At 46.5% G+C, this 22,054-nt stretch carries 14 protein-coding genes; 9 read left to right on the top strand and 5 right to left on the bottom strand.

Annotation, left to right across the window (positions count from 1 at the left end):
- The first annotated feature begins 73 nt into the window (after window positions 1–73).
- The 9 genes from OXH39_20415 (at window position 74) to OXH39_20375 (ending at window position 12,613) form a co-directional block, all read left to right on the top strand.
- Window positions 74–448: a hypothetical protein gene (locus OXH39_20415; GenBank protein ID MCY3552830.1), complete on the top strand. Its 375-nt coding sequence runs from the start codon at window positions 74–76 to the stop codon at window positions 446–448.
- Between the two features lie 13 nt (window positions 449–461).
- The gene (locus OXH39_20410; protein MCY3552829.1) at window positions 462–1,784 is read left to right on the top strand and encodes an RNA polymerase sigma factor; all 1,323 of its coding nucleotides are present in this window, start codon (window positions 462–464) and stop codon (window positions 1,782–1,784) included.
- 101 nt (window positions 1,785–1,885) lie between these two features.
- On the top strand, window positions 1,886–3,583 hold the full coding sequence (locus OXH39_20405) for a hypothetical protein (protein MCY3552828.1): 1,698 nt from the start codon (window positions 1,886–1,888) through the stop codon (window positions 3,581–3,583).
- 22 nt (window positions 3,584–3,605) lie between these two features.
- Complete coding sequence (locus tag OXH39_20400) at window positions 3,606–5,081, top strand: ABC transporter permease subunit (protein ID MCY3552827.1); 1,476 nt, start codon at window positions 3,606–3,608, stop codon at window positions 5,079–5,081.
- 18 nt (window positions 5,082–5,099) lie between these two features.
- Window positions 5,100–6,659, top strand: a complete 1,560-nt coding sequence (locus OXH39_20395) for an ABC transporter permease subunit (protein MCY3552826.1) — start codon at window positions 5,100–5,102, stop codon at window positions 6,657–6,659.
- 696 nt (window positions 6,660–7,355) lie between these two features.
- Window positions 7,356–8,090 (top strand): ABC transporter ATP-binding protein, encoded by a 735-nt coding sequence (locus OXH39_20390; GenBank protein ID MCY3552825.1) that lies wholly within the window; start codon window positions 7,356–7,358, stop codon window positions 8,088–8,090.
- Between the two features lie 20 nt (window positions 8,091–8,110).
- Window positions 8,111–10,516: an NEW3 domain-containing protein gene (locus OXH39_20385; protein ID MCY3552824.1), complete on the top strand. Its 2,406-nt coding sequence runs from the start codon at window positions 8,111–8,113 to the stop codon at window positions 10,514–10,516.
- A gap of 45 nt (window positions 10,517–10,561) precedes the next feature.
- A complete protein-coding gene (locus tag OXH39_20380; protein ID MCY3552823.1) occupies window positions 10,562–11,959 on the top strand; it encodes a TolC family protein in 1,398 nt (465 codons plus the stop codon).
- A gap of 21 nt (window positions 11,960–11,980) precedes the next feature.
- Window positions 11,981–12,613, top strand: a complete 633-nt coding sequence (locus tag OXH39_20375) for a sigma-70 family RNA polymerase sigma factor (protein ID MCY3552822.1) — start codon at window positions 11,981–11,983, stop codon at window positions 12,611–12,613.
- Between the two features lie 252 nt (window positions 12,614–12,865).
- Here the strand turns inward: OXH39_20375 and OXH39_20370 are convergent, their stop codons facing one another.
- The 5 genes from OXH39_20370 to OXH39_20350 all read right to left on the bottom strand — a co-directional run bounded on the left by OXH39_20370 (window position 12,866) and on the right by OXH39_20350 (window position 21,722).
- A complete protein-coding gene (locus OXH39_20370) occupies window positions 12,866–14,350 on the bottom strand; it encodes an ABC transporter permease subunit (protein ID MCY3552821.1) in 1,485 nt (494 codons plus the stop codon).
- A 229-nt stretch (window positions 14,351–14,579) separates the two neighbouring features.
- Complete coding sequence (locus OXH39_20365) at window positions 14,580–16,118, bottom strand: ABC transporter permease (protein MCY3552820.1); 1,539 nt, start codon at window positions 16,116–16,118, stop codon at window positions 14,580–14,582.
- Between the two features lie 392 nt (window positions 16,119–16,510).
- Window positions 16,511–17,770, bottom strand: a complete 1,260-nt coding sequence (locus OXH39_20360) for a lectin-like protein (protein MCY3552819.1) — start codon at window positions 17,768–17,770, stop codon at window positions 16,511–16,513.
- Window positions 17,771–17,910: 140 nt separating this feature from the next.
- Window positions 17,911–18,717: a LamG domain-containing protein gene (locus tag OXH39_20355; protein MCY3552818.1), complete on the bottom strand. Its 807-nt coding sequence runs from the start codon at window positions 18,715–18,717 to the stop codon at window positions 17,911–17,913.
- Window positions 18,718–18,719: 2 nt separating this feature from the next.
- Window positions 18,720–21,722 (bottom strand): Ig-like domain-containing protein, encoded by a 3,003-nt coding sequence (locus OXH39_20350; GenBank protein MCY3552817.1) that lies wholly within the window; start codon window positions 21,720–21,722, stop codon window positions 18,720–18,722.
- Between the last annotated feature and the right edge of the window lie 332 nt (window positions 21,723–22,054).

Genomic DNA, 22,054 nt, shown 5'->3' with positions numbered 1-22,054 from the left:
CGTTCTTTAGGTCAAACGCTACAAACATGGCAGGTTTGCGTTGGGTTTCGCTATCTCGTTGGAGGTTCTGACGATGTTTAATAGCGTTTTTTACGGTCTGAATATTATTGTATGGTTGGCACTTGCAGTGCTACTGGTGGTTTTATGTCTTCGGACGAGGTCAAAGGGGTTGATACTCATTAGCGCGATACTCCTTACCAGTGGAATGTTTAATTCGATTTTTGAACAAGTCCTTGGTTTATATATGGATCGATGGATAGCGAGTGAAATAACCGGTGAGCGAGTGCAGAATATGAATATCGGAGATTTCCTAATGAGTGTTGCCCTGGTAAAACCCTTGCTATACAGCTGCTTATGTTTGCTTGGTGGTTTCCTCGTTTATAGAGAGTGGCGACTGGGAAAATTCCGCAACCCTCAACCCGAACAGGTAGAAGAACCCAAAGCATAAAGGAAGTATTCCGATGGAAGAAAACGATGTTCAACTAATTCATAAAATTTTGTCCGGGGACGAAGAGGCATTCGGTGCATTAGTCCGAAAACATCAGAAAAGCGTTCACGCCCTGGCGTGGCGCAAACTTGGGGACTTTCACCTTGCTGAAGAAATTACGCAAGATGCCTTCCTTCGAGTCTATAAAAGCCTCTCAACACTAAAGAATCCCAATCAGTTTTCTGGATGGCTTTATGTCATTGTAGACCGACTTTGTATTAATTGGATTCAAAGAAACAGATACATGATGCAATCACTGGAAGACACACCCGTGGAAGAAATAGAAGAAGCCTCTTATACACATCATGTATCGGAACAACTCGACCTGGAAACGACTGAACAACGGCATAAAATCGTCAAAAGACTTCTGGAAAGACTGCCGGAGAGCGAACGGACGGTGGTGACGCTCCATTATCTTGGTGAAATGAAAGTGAAGGATATTAGCAAATTTTTGGGTGTATCGGCGAACACAATTAAGAGTCGGCTTAGCCGTGCGCGAAAGCGTTTACAGGCACGCGGCGAAGAAATTTTGATTAGTGAAGTGCTCAGTAGCGTACAATTGCCCAGCAATTTAACCGAGAACATTATACGAGAAGCCAACCGCATCAAACCTGTTCCTTCTTCAAACGGCAAACCCATAGTGCCATGGGCGATAGCCGCGTCAGTCGCTATTTTGGCGACACTCACTCTCGGAATAAGCAATAAATATCTATCCCATTTCCAACAACCCTATAGTTTGGAAGCAGTCTCTGCTATAAAGGTTGACATTGTGGAGGCAACAGCGAAACCCATTATCAAGGCGAAACCTGCTGTGCGAACACAACTGGGTAAGATAGACACATCGGGTAAAAATAGTAGATCCAATCCACAAGTAGACAGCCTCCGAGTAATAGGTGCGCAAACGCAAGAGACAAAAGCAGAAATAGAAGAGATACAACAGATTCAAACAGAGGTCTTAGACTTTTTTCGGACGCCGGAAAGAGAGCATCAGGATTATACCGTTGTAAAAATTGATGCTACCGCGTTTGAAGACGGTGGTATGCTAACCATTGATATCCGAGTCGGTAGCGGCAAAGCATCTGGCTCGTTTGATCTGTTCAATGGGACCAGTGAGCTGCCTACAGAAGGCATACCCAACAACAGACTCGCACATGAATGGGGAATTCCGCCCGGTGGAACAGGGATAATCGCTTATCGATTCAATCAAGGCAAAGTCTTTCAATTGGGTGCTACTGGCGATTGGTTCAGTGAGAAAGGGAGCATCAATGCTTTTCACGCACGAATTTCCATTCGGTAAATCTCGAACAGATACACTTGCTACCCAACGCTGGCGAGGTTTGAAACCTCGCCAGCAAAGGGTGTGTAAATCCTATTCAATCTTTTTTGGGATATTTTAAAATGAAAACATTAGGTACCGGTTGTCTGATTTTTATCCTATCTTTACAATATGGATTCGCGGATGAGGCATCTACCTCTAATAGAATTGCACTCACGCTTGACCACAACGCCAAAGTGTTGATTAAGGGTTTCATTGCCCCAATTGAGTACACCCAAGACAACTTCCATCTGACGTGGGATGCACTGGCGAATCTGCGAGTCGCCGAACCTGAAAAGCATCATCCTGCTTCGGTGTTTGAGGCATTTCTCCCGACTGAAGCACGCCTGCAGAAGGGAAGAGAAAAACCGTCTCGGCAGGAATTAAAGAGATCTCCTCACGAAAATCTTACAAAAAAAGGAAATAGTGTTTCTGTTGGCGAAGTCTGGCAGATTGAACAAGATGGATTACTGGAATTGCTGAGACAACTTCATCCCAATCCCAATCTGGATATGCACCTCAATTGGGGAGACTCTCGCGGGGCATGGGCGTGTCTGCGCGCTTATAACGCTGAATTTGCGGATATCGTATTGCGGATTCATGCAGAGTTTAAGTTAGAGAACGGCTGGTTCACACCCTCACAATTTACTGGGAATCTTGTTATCAACCGGACAGCAGGGAAAATTGCCTTCTTCAAGATGTCCGTTCCCAAACGCACAATCAATTTTGATGTCAACCGCTATCATCGTCCCGGTGGTCGCTCCTTTGGTGCGGATATGGGCTTTTGTCCACAAATCGAACTCCGTACGGGGACGGAAAATATAATTCAAGACACTCAATTTTCTGAAGCAATAACCTTAGCAGAAGCCAAACGTGTCCTGACACTGCGTTTTTATAAATCACAACAAATCAATTGGGTATCGGTAAACGAAGCGTTGGAAATAGCAAAGACACAACAGAAGCTCATTCATGTTATCTCAATAAATGGTCCGCTTGATGACGAAGCATGTGGCGGGAGTGGCAAAGGTTTGAGGGCAACTGCCCTCTCTGATGATGGGAACATCAAATTCTTGAATGAAAATTTCGTCAACACATGGGTGCTCAATACCGATATGAAACGTTTGCGCGATGCAAAAGGTATTGACGAAATGCTTCCTTTGCCCCAAACAATCGTTCGGGCGTGGAAGAGACACTCACCTACAGATTGCTTGATTATCTCGCCTGAACTTGGAATCATGGGCAGGCAACCCGTCAACGAACTCTCCAGGCACGAGTGGTACATGAAGGCAGAACATTATCAGTTGTTCCTTGTGGAATCATTGGAAGGAAAACGTCCCGGATTGGGCGAGAAAGACCCTGTCGCTTTATCAAGCAGTCTGAACGTTGTGCTTGATCGTGCGCAACCCTCAATAGAGGTATTAGACACTTTTCAGGCACCTGTGGCAGGTTCTCAAGATGACACCGTTATTAAAATAGATGCCACAGCGTTTGAAAACGGTGGCACACTCACCATTGATATTCACGTCGGTCGCGCAGCCCCTGTAGGTTCGTTCGATCTGTTTGATGGCAATAGCGATCCCCCCACAGAAGAAACACCCGAGAGCATACTTGCACAGGCATGGGGGATTCAACCCGGTGAAACAGGAACAATCACATATCAATTTGACAAAGGACAGGTTTTTCAATTGAGGGCTACCGGGGGTTGGGTCGGTGAGAAAGGAGGTATCAATGCCTTTCGAGCACGAATCTCCATTCAGGAATCCATCAATCAAACCAAATAGTTAGGTAAATTGAGGTTCAAACATGTTACGCACACTGATAAACCAAGAACTTCTATCCCTTATGATGAGCGCGCGCTTCCTCGCCGCGGTCGTTATTACGCTCCTACTCGTCGTCGCCAATACAGTTGTGCTAATTGACGAGCACGAAAACCGCGTGGCGAGTTATAGCCAGCAAGAGAAAGTTCATCGTGAGAAAGCGGTGGCAGCGGAAACCTATTCAAGGTTGGAACTCTTTGTTGAACGTCCTCCGAACCCCCTAAGTCTTTTTAGTGCAGGGTTGGACAAGCAGTTGGGAACCACCGTCGAAATTTATCACGGAGAGGTACCGATGATTTCAAGTGTCTCCGCACGAAACTTGGAGAATCCGTATCTAAATCTCTTTTCGCAGATTGACTTGGTATCCATCTTTCAAGTCGTCCTAAGCCTACTGTCCCTACTCTTCGCTTACGATGCAATTGCCGGCGACTGGGAAAGCGGTACCTTGCGACTGGTTATCTCACATCCCGTGCGGCGCGGGTTGATTCTGTTTGGGAAATATATCGCTGCCATGATATGCTTGCTGCTGCCTGTGCTAATGAGTCTGCTGATGGTGTTGATTTTGTGCTCCCTCGCCAGTTCGATCCAGTTCAGCACAGCGGATCTGCTCCGGATTGGCGGGATAGTCTGGACGACGATTGTCTACTTATCCCTTTTCTACCTCATCGGACTATTGATTTCCACAACAACCCGGCGCACGGCTACATCCCTGATGCTCTGTATGTTCTTATGGGTCGGTTTGGTCCTCGTTTATCCGAACTGGAGTCGCTTTTCCATTAATCCGGTGGGCGATATGCGCGCCGAAAGACAGTCCGCGAGTCAACAGATTGACCAAATTTGGGAAGAAGCAGACCGGGAAGAACAACGATTTTTAGCAAACAGTCCGCTTGAGGGGGATCCCCCTAAGTTTAACATAGGATATTCAGGGTCAAGCTCTTGGAGCGGCAGAAGGTATGAGTTTAACATGACCAAAGTGAACGAGGAGTCAGAACCGTCCGTCCCGCATTTCCAAAACTATCAGGCATTCATCGGTGCGACGCACATCCGCCTGGCAGAAAAAGCTGCGTTGATACGCGAACAACGCTTGGCACGGACAGACATCCGGCAAGCAACGTGGGATAAACGGTTGATGAAATTCAGTCCTGCAAGCCTCTATACCTTTGCAACCTCCGCCTGGGCAGGCACCGATTTAGATGGCATGTTAGATTTTAGTCGTACCACCCAAGGATACCGCCAGATGCTGATTGACTATTTCCATGATAAAGACGCGCTTGCGAGTCGGCAATGGTTCGCTTCTGATCAAGGCACCGTAGATTGGTGGGATTTGCCCCAGTTTCGCTTTGAACGGACGGATGTCTCGGAAAACGCACAACGCGCCTTAGCAGATGTGTTACTCCTTTTTCTCATGAATCTGATCCTGTTTATAGTGACATTCCTGATTTTTATCAAAGTTGAAGTATAAAAAAATTGGAGAAACACGATGATCGGACATATTGTTAAAAGAGAATTCTTTGACCATCTCAACAGTCTCCGCTTCGCCTTAACCACGCTTATTCTGGCAGCACTCATGGTAACGAACGCTGTGGTGCATCTTCAGAGCCATCCAGACAAAGTCCGAAGGTACTCTGAGAACATTACCGCCGACCAAAACAAATTGCAGTCCCGGACAGAACTCTATGAACTCCTGAAAGAGGGGCCCGGTACACTTTACAAACAGCCATCCGCACTGACTTTCATTGCAGACGGTGGGGATGCCTTTCTACCGAATCGCGGAACGACAAATTGGGGGTCTTGGAGTAGAACTACAGGATCCAGCGGAAAGGTAAGGAGTATCTGGTCGCTGGACTATCCAACTGCCAATCCGAATGCGCGGAACCTTCGTCCCAAAGCAACCAAGATAGACTGGGTATTCATTATCACCTATCTGCTCTCTTTCATCCCGCTTTTGTTTACGTTTGATGCCCTCTCCGGCGAAAGAGAAAGGGGAACGCTTCGGTTGTGTCTCGCGAACCCAATTTCTCGCCCCGCGTTGTTAGTCGGAAAATTTTTAGGGACTCTAATAACCGTTCTCATTCCTTTCGTCTTTGCAGTTCTGCTGAATCTGGCAGTGATTTCTTTAGATAGTTGGACACAGCTCGGGGCAGCGGACTGGGGACGTTTGGGAATGATTATGCTGATCGCTTCAGGCTATACCAGCATCTTCATCGCAGTAGGGTTGATGGTCTCCGCCAGCACGCGGGATAGCCGAGTCAGTCTCGTTGTGCTATTGATTGTTTGGGTGGCACTCGTCGTCTTTATGCCTTCTACCCTCGGCACGCTTGCCACAAAATGGATGTCCCCTGTCCAGACCGCTCACCAACGGAAAATGGCAAGAAGTAGCGCGCTTGAGCAGATTAACGAAGATTTTGACGAGCGAATGAGGAACAAACGAGAGGCACAGTCACCTGCAGCCAGTCTTCTCAATGAACTCGAGGAACTTTGGAAAACCTCGCCTGAAGAGGCAGAAAAATTAGCGAAGGAGAACGAGGCAGAACTCAGATTAGCGGTGGCGCAATTGGCATCCCAAAAGGCAGGTCCGGAGGAATTGCGCATCAGGGCTGAGCTCATCAACAGAGATGTTGAGGTTCGGGAACGGCTGAACCGCGAGCATTTAAGCGCACAACTCGCGCAGGTCCAGCGTGCAAGGATGGTAACCCGATTCTCACCGGCAGCGATTGTCCAATACGCCCTTCAATCAATGACCGGCACAGGGTTGAACCGGCATTTGCAATTCCTCAAAGGTGTGGATATTCATATCAAACAGTTCCGAGACTTCATCACTGAAACCGATCGCGCCGATACAGAAAGCCTCCATATCATCGGAGTCCCCGAGGGAATGTCTAAAAAACCGATTTCACCACAGGCACTTCCAAGATTTGAGGATAAGATCACTTTTAGTGATACGTTCAATGCAGCGATAGTGGATATGCTACTCCTCGTTTTATTGCTCGGTGTGTTTCTTTCAGGTGCCTTCCTCGTCTTCATCCGTTCAGATGTGTGAACCTCCACTATTTTCGGAACTTCTCTGAGGAAACAGTGTGTAATTAGACTGTGGAAATACCAAATCTTGTATGTTCATACTGCTTCCTCGCTGGCGAGGTTTAAAACCTCGCCAGCGGCGTATGGTAGTCCCTATTGGTAAAAAAATTGCGTAAGTCTTGATAGTATTCTTCGTTTTATGCACCCTTTTCGTCCCAAACTTATATCCTTAATTATAAAAGGGGATCATACACCACTTCACGGAAAGAGGTGTTTTCGCTTGGATATTTCTGCGGATTTCCCATAGGAACCGCACCATTGTGTTGGTGTATAGGTAAAATTATTACTATCTTTTACCGTACGAAGGGTCTCTAACAGACAAACCCTCAATTTTCAAAATTTAAAAATAAAATAAAACACAACTTTTTTGAAACTCGTTTGTAGTAGTAACAACAACCTCAAAATGCACGGAGCGGATTGAAACAACTCATTTCAGATTAAAATTCATATTTTTCACGATTCTTTTGAAAATAATGCAACCTTTTCACCTTCAAAACGCGTCACTATAACATAAGCCAAAATATCGTTTCGTGGCTAAACTTCAAAAAAATAGAATGAAGGAATACAACGTCTCTTAGGTTAAACCAGTAAGTCTTGTTTGAAAACGCCTTAGACTTCTGGTATTATATAGCGGAAAATCAACCGGAGGAGAAACCCGATGTTAGAAACTCGTGACCTCACGAAAGTTTACAACGAAAGCGTGTTAGCCGTCAACGAATTGAATTTGAAAGTAGACGACGGCGAAATCTATGTCGTCCTCGGCGCGAACGGTGCTGGAAAAAGCACGACCATCTCTATGCTGCTGAACTTCATCGAACCGACGAGCGGTACTGCCCTGATCGGTGACATTGAGATCCCCAAGTTTCCACTCGAAGCAAAGAAGCATCTCGCCTACGTCTCCGAGAACGTGGAACTCTATCGCAACTTTACAGCACGACAAAACCTCTCTTTTTTTGCGAAACTCGGCGGACGGAAGAAGGTATCAAATGAAGAACTCGATGCGACCCTTGGACGCGTCGGTTTACCCGAGGAAGCCTTTACACGGCGCGTCAAGACCTTCTCCAAAGGGATGCGCCAACGCCTGGGCATTGCGATTGCGATTATGAAGAACGCACAAGCCGTCCTACTCGACGAACCGACTTCCGGACTCGATCCGAAGGGCGGTGCCGATTTTCTGAATCTGCTCCGTGAACTAAAAGAGGAAGGCAAAGCCATTTTCATGTCCACGCACGACATCTTTCGAGCGAAAGAGATCGCCGACAGGATTGGCATTCTCGTGCAGGGCAACCTTGAACGAGAATTGACGCGTGAGGAGATTCAAGAAGAGGACCTCGAGGCACTGTATCTGCATTATGTTGCCGGATACGAACCTGCGGAAGACGCGACCGAGTAAACAGGGAAGGGTGAAACAATATGGAAAGATGGAAGGAAAAACGGAAAGATGGAAGCATGGATGGCTGGACGGATGCGTGGAAGAACGGATGGATAGAAGGGAGCAACACGCTTTCAAGCTTCCAAACTTCCAACTTTCCAACCTCCAAGCTTCCAAGCTTCCAAGCTTTAACGTTCTTGCTGGTTTTCATCGGCGCGATAGGGCTATCAATGCCCGTTCAACTATCAGCGCAGACGGAAGAGCCTGTCCCGCCTAATGGAGAAAGCACGAGAACCAGAGATGAACAGGATCGTCATATCAAGATAGAAATCGAGCGTCAGAAGATGGAATCAGCAAAAAGGCTGATGACAAAAAAGTTGATTGAGCTCGAAAAACTCAAGGCGATGATGACGGAGGAAAACAACATCGTCACCGTCGCCGAAGTAAATACCGCAGAGGAAGACTACGAAACAGCTGTCTCTGAATATGAACAGGCGAAGCTGACACTGCAACAGGTCGAACTTGAATCGCTACAAGATGAATGGCACATCACCGTTGAAAAGACCCGCCTCTATGAATCTGAGGATGGTAGAGAGCGATTCTCAATTACCCTGCAGAACAGTTCATCTCCTGTCAAACTTGTAGAAAGCTCCGAAGTCGTCGGGCAAGATATTATCATCAGTGCACAGATTGATGACATCTTCGTCACCATTAGAGAGCAGGAAAGTTATGGCTCAAGTGGGGCGATTATCACCGAACCCTATGAACGACGCATTGAGACACTCAAAGAGGGTGAATCTGTCACTTTGGACTTTGAACTCATCAAAGAGAACATACGAGATGTCGTCGTAGAGTTGAAGTATTCGGGTCGTGAGGAAAAGAAAAATATCCACCTCAAACAGGAGGATCCGTATATCTCTGTCGTGTCCGCGAGGCGTTATAAAGAGGGTGACCGCCGACGGTTGGAAGTCGTCCTCACGTACGGTGCGTTAAGTACCGAAACAGAGGAAATAGACACCACCACGGAAATAGAGACCACAGCACAAGAAATTAATAACATCTACGTCTCTATCAAAGACGACACCGCTGCTATCATCGGTTTCCCTTATGAACACCGTATTCCGACACTGAAAGACGGTGAAGAGAAAACCCTCGATTTTGAACTACGGCGGAATGTGGACAGCGTCATTATTAGTCTCACATACCTTGAACAAATAATCCCGTATAAAATCCATCTTGAGGAGGACACGCGCCATATCTCTATCCTGAGTGCGAAGAAGTTTCGCGTCGACAACCAGATGATGGTAACGCTTCAACTAAAGAATACATCTACAACTGAAGCGATGTCGATCAATGCGACCCCTGAAGAGATTGCAGCAGCGAATGAGATTCGCTCGATTTATGTCTCCTTACTCGATGTCCTCGATGGCACGAACATCGTTAAACCGTATGAAGAGAAGATCCCAGTCCTCGGCTACAACGAAACCGTGGAATTGACCTTCCAACTCCAGAAAGACGTCGAGAGTCTACAGGTATCGTTAAATTATCCCGAACTTGCCGAACCTGATACACGACTGATCTACCTGCAAAAAGAATCTGCGCTGGATGTCGTCAATGTCAGTTCGCTCCGATTTTCGCAGGAAGGCAACTTGGGGAGCAGCATCACTTATGATTTGACGCTCGACCGGTTGGCGGAAACCGAAAATACATTCCAGTTGCGTGTCATTAACCTACTCAACCGCCTTAACTTTGAATTCCAGGATCCGGAGACGAAATCTCGGCAGTCCCAGGTGAAATTTACGCAGGAGCAGTCGAAACGGAATCTGTCGTTGATTGTCTACCTACCAGAAGAATTGGATGCCTCCTATCTTGACAGTACCCTTGAGTTCCACGTCGCTGTGCTTGACGAAACGGAAGCCAACGAACTCGGTGGTGTCAACAATCGGTTGGACCTACCCGCTGATAGGATTGCGAGTATACAAGGCGGTGTCGAGCGATTTGAATTGATTCCAAAGGGTGTGCCGGAGATTGAGGTGTTCGTGCCGAATGCGTTCCAGACGATTAAAATCGGCGAAGAGGTCAACATGACAGCGACGCTAAAAAATATCGGTACCCGTGATTTGGTTGACATCCGCATGGTTGTTGATGTCAACACGGATTGGAAATACACCGTTATCCCAGAAGTCATCGGTTCACTCGGACGGAACGAGGAGACGGAAATACAACTGACGCTGAGTCCACCTGCGGATATCGGGGTCGGTGAATATCAAGCGAAGTTGAACGCAGAAGTCACCGTTGATAACCGTAAGTTTGAGGCACGCGACCGATCAATTACGGTGCAAGTCGAGTCAAAGACGCAAATGTCGGTGACAACACTGCTGTTTGGGGCATTGATACTCCTTATGATTGCGATCGTTATCGTCACAATCCGCATCAGCCGACGTTAATTTTCAAATTAATGACAACCACCCAAAACACAATACGAGATAGGCATGATTAAAAAAATTAGAATAAACAAAAGGTTGATGGCACTTGCAGTCTGGCTTCTTTTCTCTATCGTCGGTGTTGTCTCAGCACAACAACTGATCTCGCTCCAGCCAGCACGCGCAATAGAACTCGCTTTACAGAACAACGAGACGGTGAGAAAAGCAGAAAAGGTCGTAGAACGTGCCAAGGCGAACCTCCGTGTGTCCAAAGCCATTTACCTACCCCAGGTAGGTGTCACCAGCGAATATCAACGTCAAAAAAATGGCGATATCGATGAAAGAGACTATCTCACCCGGGCACAGATGAGTATGCTTCTCGCCCAATTCGGTGAAATTCCTGAAGCACTCGATATTGCACAAGAAGAGGTACGTAAAGCAGAGATTGACCACGAACGCGCAAAAAAGGAGAGCGTCCACGCTGTTCGGAATCTCTGGCACAATATCATCTTAACACAGGAAGAAATTAAACAACGCCGTACGATTGAGATTGAACTGGATGAAAAATTAGCAGGCACGATAAGCAAGCATGAAGAAAAACGAATCCGCTACCTGAGTCGTCTCAATACGGAACTTGAACTCTCGGAACAGCGGCTCGCGCTTAACGAACTTCAGCGACGGCTCGATGTAGATACCGCTGAACTCATTAGACTCACTGGACTCGACCCACTCGCACAGGTCGTGCTTTCACAATCCCTCCCTGATGATGATATAACATTGGATGACGCTGTTGAACTCGCACTTGTAAACAGCCTTGATTTGCGCGACTTACGTGGTGATATTATCCGACAAGAACGCCTCGCTGCAGAGACACTATGGAACCGGTTCCCCGAACTCTCGGCTGAAGCCCGCTACAAAGATCTCCATCTGCTGTTGGAACAACACCAACAGAACCGAACCTGGGACGCAAAGGCACTCTACGATCCGGTGATATTTGATCGGGAACGAGATGTGCCCAGCATTTTTGAGACGAACCCTCGTACACAAGATGGATGGGAGGTCCGCTTCAACCTCAATATCCCGCTATATGATGGCAAAAAGACCGCCAACCTTCGCTCTGTAGAACTCGCGGAACTGGAACGACTCCAGCTGGAACACACTGAAAAAACGAAATTGATTCGGGTCGCTGTGAGACGGGACTACCGCGCCGTGGCGAATGCGAAAGAACGGATGGAGATCGAGGAGACACGATTGAGTATCCGTGAACAACAACTGCGGACAATAGAGCGCGTGCTTGATGAAGTCACGTTTGATATACCTATACCGGGCTATCAAGGTCTGACCTTCACCGACGCGTTTCAAGCACAGGCACAATTTACAGAGGCACAACGCGTCTTTTATCAAACACGCCGAGACTACGCGGAGGCGAAGGAAAAACTCCGAGAAACAATGCAATGGATCCAATAAGATATCCACATGGAGAAAAATATGAAAAGTGCTTCAACAATACACGCTGAACCCAACCATTTTGATGAGCAGGAACTTGTCACGCGTGTTCTGAATGGTGATGCTGATGCGTTTAACCCACTTGTGCGCAAATATCAGCAGAAAATCTATCGTCTGATTTACCGTCAGGTTCATGATCGTGAGACAGCGAAAGACCTCTGCCAAGAGACATTCCTCAAGGCATGGCAAGCACTGCCAAAATTTAAGGGACAATCTGTGTTCTATACTTGGCTCTACAAAATTGCTGTCAATTGCAGTATTGACTTCCTCCGCAAGCGGAAACAAAAGAAACAGATCATTTTCGCCTGCGAATCATTACCCCAAAACGCAGACGATGTCCTTCCGATGATTCAGATGCAGCCATCGCCTTGTCAAATCCTTGAGAAGGAGGAACTTGGGCACACTATCCGTAGGGCAGTGCAGCAATTGCCACCTCGCCAACGTCAAGTGTTTTGTTTGCGGTACTTTCATGAACTCCCGATAAAGCAAATTGCCTTACACATGAACAAGTCGGAGAGCACTGTTAAAACGACCCTGCATCATGCCCGAAAAAAACTTCAAAATATGCTGCGCCCCTACCTCCAAAACGAACCGCTTGAGCACCATATCCGGTAGGTTCGGTTTCCTAACCGAACCGAGTTTTACACAGAAACTTTGAAGCGTTCAAAAACCTCTTGAATCCCGTAGGGATGGTATCTGTGTAGAAATGGGAATAAAAAAAGATAAAGCCCCGTACGGGCGGCATTTGTTGGCACGTTTCTATAAAATACAACGAAATATCCTTAAATTGACACCTATGGTGCGGTTTCCTAACCGCACCAAAAATACACAAACCCGGTAGGGGCGAGGTTACCTCGCCCCTACAAATCACTTAATCTCGCTCATCAAAAAAGAGACCTGCGCGACAATAAAGAACAGCAGATTAAACAGCACCAACAACCCGACCTGCGATAACACACTCCGATAAAAAATCTGCTCCTCAAAAACCGGCACAGCGTCCGGATCCACAGGTTTCTGCGACAATCCCTCCTTCACAGGATAGATATGGAGACTCTCTGGATCACTCCGATCTTCGGTTTTGATGAAGTCTATGAACGTCTGCCGATAACGGCGCGCCTGTTTCACAAAATTCATATAACTCACGATACCCGTATTTGCAAGTCCTTCCATCGCATACTGGAAAGTCGCTATTGGTGAGATTTGGGTAAGGTCGCGGGCGAGCTGCACCTGTCTAAACTGCTTATCAATATGTTCATCAAGACTTTTTGTTTCTATTCCCTTCTGCGTTGTAAAATATGTTGCCCACTGTCGCGTCGCTGATGGATTTTCGGTGGAGGGTGCTTCGTTCAACTTACTCGATGGTTCGCCGGACACGTCCCAAGGCCCGTACGCACCCCAAGGCTGAAATTGTTCACTAATTTGCTTCAATTGTGCATCTCTTCGCAATGAGACTTCGTCAACCGATGGAATTGGATTCAGGTTGCCGACAAAAATCCCGAGTAGATTCGGAAAGACAAACGCAAGGAAAACCCAAGTGAGTAAGAGCCATACCAAGCTTGTAATGGCGTTTGAGACGCGACTTGAAAAAAACAAGCCGACGAAAATAAAAGCAGAAATGAGCAACCCAAAAAGTCCTATCATACCCAGAATTCTGAGAGAGGTTCCCGAATCAAAGGAAAGACTCCCAGAAAGTTGGATAAGTAGTAGATTCATCAGGATGCCAATTACGAGTGGCACCATGAGCGTCAGAAATGCGCCGACGGATTTTCCCAACAACACTTGGCTGCGCGAGACCGTGTTGGACATCATCAAACTGAGTGTGCCGCTCGATCGTTCCCCAGCGACGGCATCGAAAGTGAACAAGATGGCGAAAAAACTCATCAGCACACCGATGAAAACCCAGTCAATTTTGATACCGCGGGTTGCACTTCCTTCATCAAAACTATTCAACGGATACCTTAACGTCCAGGGTCCCTTCCATGCATAAGCTTCAAACTCACCAGACCTATCACTGCGACTGGCATATCCGTACTCCTGCATGATGACATAACGCGGTATCACTTCATCAGCCCCATTGGCGGAGAATTTCAGAGGACTCGGACGTTTCGGCATATCCCCGGGGCCTATCACCGCCAATTCCCCTAAACCCTGGGCGGCATACGTTTCAACATGAGATAACTTTTTTTCTATTTGCTTATTGTAAGCATTGACCCGTGTTATGTATCCATCATCACCATAACCGTATATCAACGCGTTTGCTATCATCAGAAGGGGTAGCAGAATTATCATCAAAGCGAACCGGAGCGTTGTGAGATTGTGATGAATCTCTTTCTTCGCAATGTGTAAAATCATTTTTAATAGTTGTCGGTTAATAGTAGTCAGTTAACAGTCATCAGTCACAAGAGGTTTCTGGTAACAATAACGAAAAGCCGGTTCGTAGTTGCGCAATTCATTGCGCTCTTACATGCAGAAACTTTTAATGCGTTTCAAAACCACTGAAATGCGACTTTATTTTTTAGATTTGGTATTACAAAACGCCTCTTAACTGAAAACTGAAAACTAAAAACCGATAACCCTCCTTTCAACTCATCTCATATCTCAGAAAAGACACATAAGCCAACATAAACAGAATGATATTCCATGCTAACAAGATCAGAATATCCACAGAAGCGCGTGAGAAACTTTCGGAGAGGGAGAACCGCTGATGTCGATAAACCGGCAGATCCGTCAAATCCGCAGCACCCTGGTCATCCGAAAACCACGCTCGCGAAGAAAATGCCTTTTTATCTTTCAAATACTCAACAACCTCACGCTTATGGGTCCTGGAACTCTCAAGAAAGTCATTATAACTCTCCCGGTCGGTCCCTGCTATTGCCCCAACAGCAAAGCGGTACACATCTGCGAAGGAAATACGGGAGAGAAAATCTGCGAACTTTGCGTTCCGCTCTCGGTCGTCCGCAGCTTTTCTGAGAATTTCTTCCGCCCTATCCGTATACGCAATCCGAAGTGGTTCCTGATAACTTAAAAATTCCTGGAGAACAGAAACGTCGGCGTACTTCATATTTCCAATGCGATAACTCTCTGTAACAAACCATTCCGCAGAGGTAGAGGAAGTACCAGCAGACCCACCACTTCTACCTTTTTCATCGCGGTGCCAAGAGACCGTCTTCGTTGGACTATCGTACCCCCTTTTTTTCAGGTAATCGTCGCGTTCTTTTCTGAAATCCTTCCAGAGTTGAATCGTCTGTTGAAAAACTTTTTCCTCCGAGTCCGGTTTATGTGGCGAAAATTTCGTCACCGCAAATGTCGCCACGTTCGCATGAACACTCGTCAGGATCACCCAGAGAAACATCGAAAGAATTAATGTCGTTGTTGCTTCCTTCGTCCAAACAGATAAGAGCAGTCCTAAAAGATACCACGTTGACACGTACAACAGCGAAACAGCGAATATCAGGATAACGTGTGCAATATCGTTTCCATCAAAGGCGACATCAGGTGAAGAGATTGCCATTAACAGTGCCACAATCAAACTCACCACAACAATAGGGAACAGCGACAACATACCACCGAGGTATTTCCCCAAAACGACCGTATCCCTCGGTACCGAATTGGATAACACGAGTTTCAGTGTGCCATCCTCTCTTTCGCCCGAAATTGTGTTGTAAGCAAACAGAATCGCTAACGCACTGAGTACGATCTTGAAGATGAAAACCACATCAACGGAGAGAAACATTGCGAGAAAAGGGTTGTCTGCTCCCATTTTCTGAGTCGTTTCGCCCCAACCGGGGGAACGGCTATCCCGTGTCCAAATCGGTTTGTCAGGCTCAACAACGACCGTATTTACACCAGAGGTTTCCATCCCGATGTTAAAAATGCCGAGCGGATTCGGTTTTCTGTGCACCTTCGCGCTAATATCCGTGTAGAGTTTCCAATTCTGCACCTCCGCCTGAGATTCCCGGACAGCCGTGTTATATCCCACCAAACGCTTTTCGTGATCATCCACCTGGACGAAAACCGCGACAGCCGTTGAAAGCACACACACGATAAACCCAATCATAAATCGGGATGTTAACACATTTGAAACGAATTCTCGTTGGATAATCAACCAAAGCATAGCCATAAACTTACCTCTGAATGGTTATCAGTTGTTAGTTGTCGTAGGGGCGAGGTCACCTCGCCCGATATGTGTCATAGTAAAATCTGAAAATATGTTTACAGTTCCTCAGTGAACAAAAACCCCACCGCCGCTGGCGAGGTTTGCAACCTCGCCCTTGTGTTGGTATATAGGTAATTACGGGTTTTATTATTAGGACTTACGCGCTTCCTCTTAAAGTCCCCCTGATAAGGGGGATTTAGGGGGTTAAAGACACCGAAATAACAACTTTTTCAGCAAAAAACATATTTTGTCTGTTCAATTTGCGTAAGTCCTAATTATAATAGAGTAGCTGCGGTTGCGTCCTGCTTTCTGCCACAGACCGATCTTACTGAGGGCTGACTGCTGACGACCGTCGACTACTTTACTTCAGCATTGCCGTCCTCTTTTTCGAGGAGCGCAATGCCGATACGTTGTAAACTCTCAGATGTCCCGATATGCCATTTTCCATTTATCATATCCACAAACACAAGCGCACCTTGATCCATTTTCGATTCCTGAAGTGCCCAGTTCGTGTACGTAACCGGTTCACCACTCGTCCACTGCCATTCGGTTTGATTTGCCAGCTGAGTCAACCCGATTAAAAACGGTTCTTCCCCGAATGTTTCCACAAGCCACTTCTGCTCTGCTTCGTCGTTAATCGACACCAAGTGTGCTCTTTCGGCAGCCGCCGTAGTGTGGGCATCCTCCCAACTTTTACACCGAATCTTTTTATAGGCGTGCCCATTGGCAGGATTCACGACCCACGCTTCCATTGGGTTCGGCATCGGCATCTTCGGGACAGGCGGAACTGAAGCCTCGCTCAACCGGAAAACCAAATCATGACGGCGTTGCCCCTCTGCGATCTTAAACGTTTCCGCTGTTGCCGTGTCTCCTTGATATTCTACAGACACTGTGCAAAACGCTGGCAAATTCACATACATCACAATGTAGCCACCCGAATCTGTATAGGTTGGACTCCTGCTGAAACTCCCGCTCATCACATCATCTAAACTCCGATAGCTTAGGTGAAGTTTTACGGTTGCGTCGGTTAAGGGTGTGCCATCCGCCAAAAGGACCCGACAACGGATGTGCATTCGAGGTTGCACGGTTACTGTTATGTCTTTAATATCCACCCCCGACTTGATGTAAAGTGGGATACCACCCACAGTTGACACTTTCTTCGGTTCGACTTCAAAAGTAGAAAGGAACCTAATACGCTGCTCATGCGATATCTGGAAATTTGGCATGTCAATTGGTAAGAAACTCAAGCCGCCAATGTCGATGGAGCGAATTTCCGTATCGGGTTCAATGGTTCCTGACTTTGGAACCACCACCAATTTCGCGTGCCCCGGAACGATGCTGCCGATGCGGAAACTACCGATTGAATTGGTCCGAGATTGTTGCATCGGTGTGGGTATCTGCCACATCTTTCCATCAATAATATCAATCGGTTGAATTCCCAACGTAAGCTCGGAAACGGGATTCCCCGCCATACCGACAACGCGCCCTGAGAGGGTACTCGCGTCCTCTTGTAGGGGCGAGGTTACCTCGCCCCTACTAAGCAATGGTGCAACAAGCAAAAGTACTAAAATCCCAACGAGAGCCACAAGCGGGTGTCTGAAGTTTGGAAATCTCATGATTATTTCTCCTTTTGAAAGATTTTTTGTGTTGGTTTTTAATACGTGGGCAATTTCCTCCGATAATTTTGTATAGAGACGCAACCCTTACAACCTCAATTTATGTTCAGATTGTACTATATCCCTTGGGGAACCGATACCTATTCGTCAGTAATTGCCCTATGCTTAATATCTCCCCAAGTGGTGGCGACCTTATCTTTCGATGAAACCGCGAGAAAATCCTTCATCGCCTCCTTAATTTCAGCCTGAGAGAGCGCACGTCGCCAGACACCCACTTCGTCAATAGAACCGTTTCTGAAGTTGAATTGCGGACGGTCTTTGACACAACCAATACGCATGTCCATATCATTAGCAGTGACGAGCTTAAATATACTTTCATCTTCAGAGATGAGCTCGCCATCCAGATAGATTTTCGCAAACTCACCATCGTAGGTGCCAGCGATGTGATGCCAACCTTTATCCGCTATCGGGTTATCAGTAAAGAATTTCCATGTGCCTTCGCCGCCAAGGAATAACCCAATCTGTTTTTCAAAACCTTTGAAACCAAAACCCTCAATATCCTTGAATACTCCCATGCCATAGCCAAAAGGTTGGACATGAGAGCCTTTATCAAACCACTGGCCCGAAGCTTCGTTCCAATCTTCATGGTACACCCACGCCATCATGGTTATCTTACTTTCGATTTTTAGTATAGAATCAGAAGAAACATTGATGCAATCTGTTCTTTGGGCATCACGGGCAATATGAATGGCATCTCCATATCGACCTTTGACAAAATCGGTATTTGCGATGACATCGGCATGGAGATCGTTACTGGAGGCATCAAGAATCTTCTTGCCTTCCACACTGTCAAAGGTAAAATAAACAACAAGGTCCTCATCCAACCCAGCAGAGACGAAGTCCACTACCAATAGCCCAAGAACCAAAGGAAATAGTATCCCTTTCATTTTCACTCTCCAATCGGATATTGATGCGGAACGATTTCAACAATTTCATCCGCAGCGTTCGCCTTGAAAAAGGCGACAATATCATCAATCATTTCACTTTTGATTTCATGCCGGGTATCCTCATAAGTAACAAATTGGGCAGGAACCCCAAGTGCCTTGTATATCAACTGACTCATCTCCCACCGATCCGGCATCATTTTCGCCCCAATGAGGCTTTTGACTAACTCAGCATCCACCTCATCATAAGCATCTCGGAAGGGAACGGTGTCATTATCGTCAAGCGCGCCCATGTAAATATACTGGGAAACCTTCTTATACGCCATCTCGTCAAATTCAATACCAGCGATTTCCTTCACATCCGAGATCCCAACTGGGTAACGCATCGTGGTCCCGTCCCAGCGATCCGTTGGGAAGGTCGGAATACAGTTGATGCCACCCGTCGCGACCGCACGGACCACCGTCGGGTGTAAAATCGTAAACCGATTTGTAAACGTCCCAGAAGCCGAAAATCCATTCATGAAGACCTGATCATTTACCTTTAGGTCGTTGTATCGCAGAAGTTGCTGTGCATGGTTTATCATTTTGATGAGTTGCAAGTCGATCCGCCTAAGCCCACCTTCTTCAATCAGGAGGGTATCTCTATCTAAAGCATGCGTGTAGATATGCGTCCGATCGCCGCCGGGTCTCGGAAAAACAGGCACAAGCAGTGGTACTTTCAGTTTCCTTGCGATGTCAGTCGCATGAGATGCCTCTGCTAATCCTTTCACATTCTTATCGTGGATTTTAAAATTGTCGCTAACTGTTCCGGTGTTGCAAGGCTCTATCAGTAGATGAACCGGTTTGCTGGAATCCATTCCTTGTGGAACAAACAGATAATACGGAAAAGCAAACCCTTCTGTGAGGTCGGCTGAAATGCGATAAAGCGATTCATTCGAGAGGTTTAATTCTTCAATACCTGTTACATGAATAGGTATCATATCCACAAAAGTAGGCGTAACTGGATCGGTGCCTTCCGTTGTAAATGTTAGGATATACTCTTCCAGCGGAACTCCAGTCATATCCCTGTAACCTTCATTGCGTCCCAATATAAGCCGGTAAATTTTTGAAGGTGATAGACGTTGATTAAACGAAATAACGAGGGTTGTATTGTCATCTTCCCACTGGATATCGCCGACTGGAACCCCAGCAAACCCGACATCCATTCCCTGCATCCTCTCGCTGAAGACGACCCGTATCTCTTTTAGATCCGTAGAAACTTTTTTAGATACGTCCGGAATAGTCTTTACAACTTTTGGCGGTGTTGTCCCTTGTTGCGCCACATCGGCCCCGTCGTATCTAAAAAAGTCGGCGACTTGCCATTTCTCAATAACCGCCTCGTCCCGATAACTATTTTGCCATCTATATGTCCACGTGTTGCCAATCTGCAAGGGAAGGTATTCTTCCCCTTTGACTGGAACGTCGTATTCAAGCAGCTCGGCTTCCGTTACAACACCGTTGGCATGTTCATAGCGCATTTTCACGAGTCCAACACCCTTGGCGAACCACAAATAACGTGTACCGTTCACAAGCGAATTCTTAAGTTCAGAACCGGTATCAGTACCAGTGAAGACGGTTTTATGTTTCAGGCATATCGTGAAAATGTCTGCGGAGACCTCCACCGCTTCATGCCCCTCTAAGGTTATCTCTATTTGTGCTTCCCAATCCCCTTCCTGTGTCCAAGTATCTCCGACAATCAGGGGAAATCTAAACAGGTCTGTTGGATGGTGCACAAGATAACTTATTAACATGTACCTCGGCGATGGATCGTTTTTACCCATCCCACGGGTTCCATAAGTTGCGGATGTCAAAACCGTATCGGTTTCCCTGAGCGTAACAGTGCCATCCGCCAAATGTTCTCCGCTTTCGGTAGCAGCACTGGCACTCAGAACGATGGTGCGTTCATCTGAATATTGATACGGGTTAATTTCAACTATATCGGTACCCGAATTCGCCTTGAAAAACGCGACGACATCATCAATTATTTCCCGCCTGATTTCATGTCGAGTATTCTCATACGTGACAAATTGGGCAGGAATCTCAAGTGCCTTGTATATTGACTGACTCATCTCCCACCGATCCGGCATCATTTTCGCGCCAATGAGGCTTTTGACTAACTCGGCATCCACTTCATCATAGCCATCTCGGTAAGGAACGGTATCGTTGTTATCCAAGGCACCCATATAAATGTACTGGGAAACACGTTTATATGCCGCTTCGTCAAAATCAATACCAGCGATCTCTTTTATGTCAGCAATTCCAACAGGGTAACGCATTGTGGTCCCGTTCCATTGATCCGTTGGAAAGGTTGGAATGCAGTTGACTCCACCAGTCGCTACAGCACGAACAAGTGTTGGGTGTAAAATCGCAAACCGATTCGTAAATGTTCCAGAAGCCGAAAATCCGTTCATGAAGACCTGCTCATTTACCTTTACGTTGTTGTGCCGCAGGAGTTGTTGCGCGTGCGCTATCATTTTGATAAGTTGCTCGTCTATTCTTCTCAGGTCTCCCTCTTTAAACAATAAGGTGTCTCTATCCAAGGCGTGTGTATAGATTCGCCACCGCTCTCCACCTGGTCGCGGGAAAACAGGAACAAGCAGCGGAACTTTTAACTTACGTGCAATTTTGTTGGCGTGGGAGGATCTTTTTAACGCTAAGGACTTTGCCTTGCTATCGTGGGATTCAAAGTCGTCACTGGTCGTTCCGGTATTACACGGTTCTACCAGCAAATGAACGGGTTTGCCGAAATCTATTTCTTGTGGAACAAACAGATAATAAGGAAAGGAAAATCCCGCTGCCGGGTTTGCTGTCACACGGGCAGTCAACCCTTTTGAAAAATCCAGGTCTTCAGTGCCTGTGATGCGAACAAAATCACGGGATAGTACTGTACCTAACTGCGCCCAAATAGCACTTGATGCCCCGAACAAGAGGACTATTAACACTACCAAAAAGACGAAACCGTTTGTCATTTTTTGTTTTCTCCTAACTTCTCCTGAAAATCGATGGAATCTCAAGGAATAACTTCAGAAAAAGAATATTGCCTTATGACGTTATGTCGTGTTTTAAAGGAGGAAAGGTTGCATAAAATGTATCTTTAGGCAATCTTCCTTGTCTGTGGTGTCTACTTTCCACCAGAATCAGTGGATTTAACTCCATACCCCTTTAATTCAAGTAAGACTTACGCAATATATTAAAATGTGTTAGGACTTACGCAGACCAGCGATAAATCACTTTACTACCAATAGATACACCTTGGAAATACGTCTGTTTCTCAAAGGTTTCTGTGTGGTTCGTAGTCGCG

The organism is Candidatus Poribacteria bacterium, assembly GCA_026702755.1.
GTDB lineage: Bacteria > Poribacteria > WGA-4E > WGA-4E > WGA-3G > WGA-3G.
This window is presented reverse-complemented; position numbering and strand designations above follow the sequence as displayed.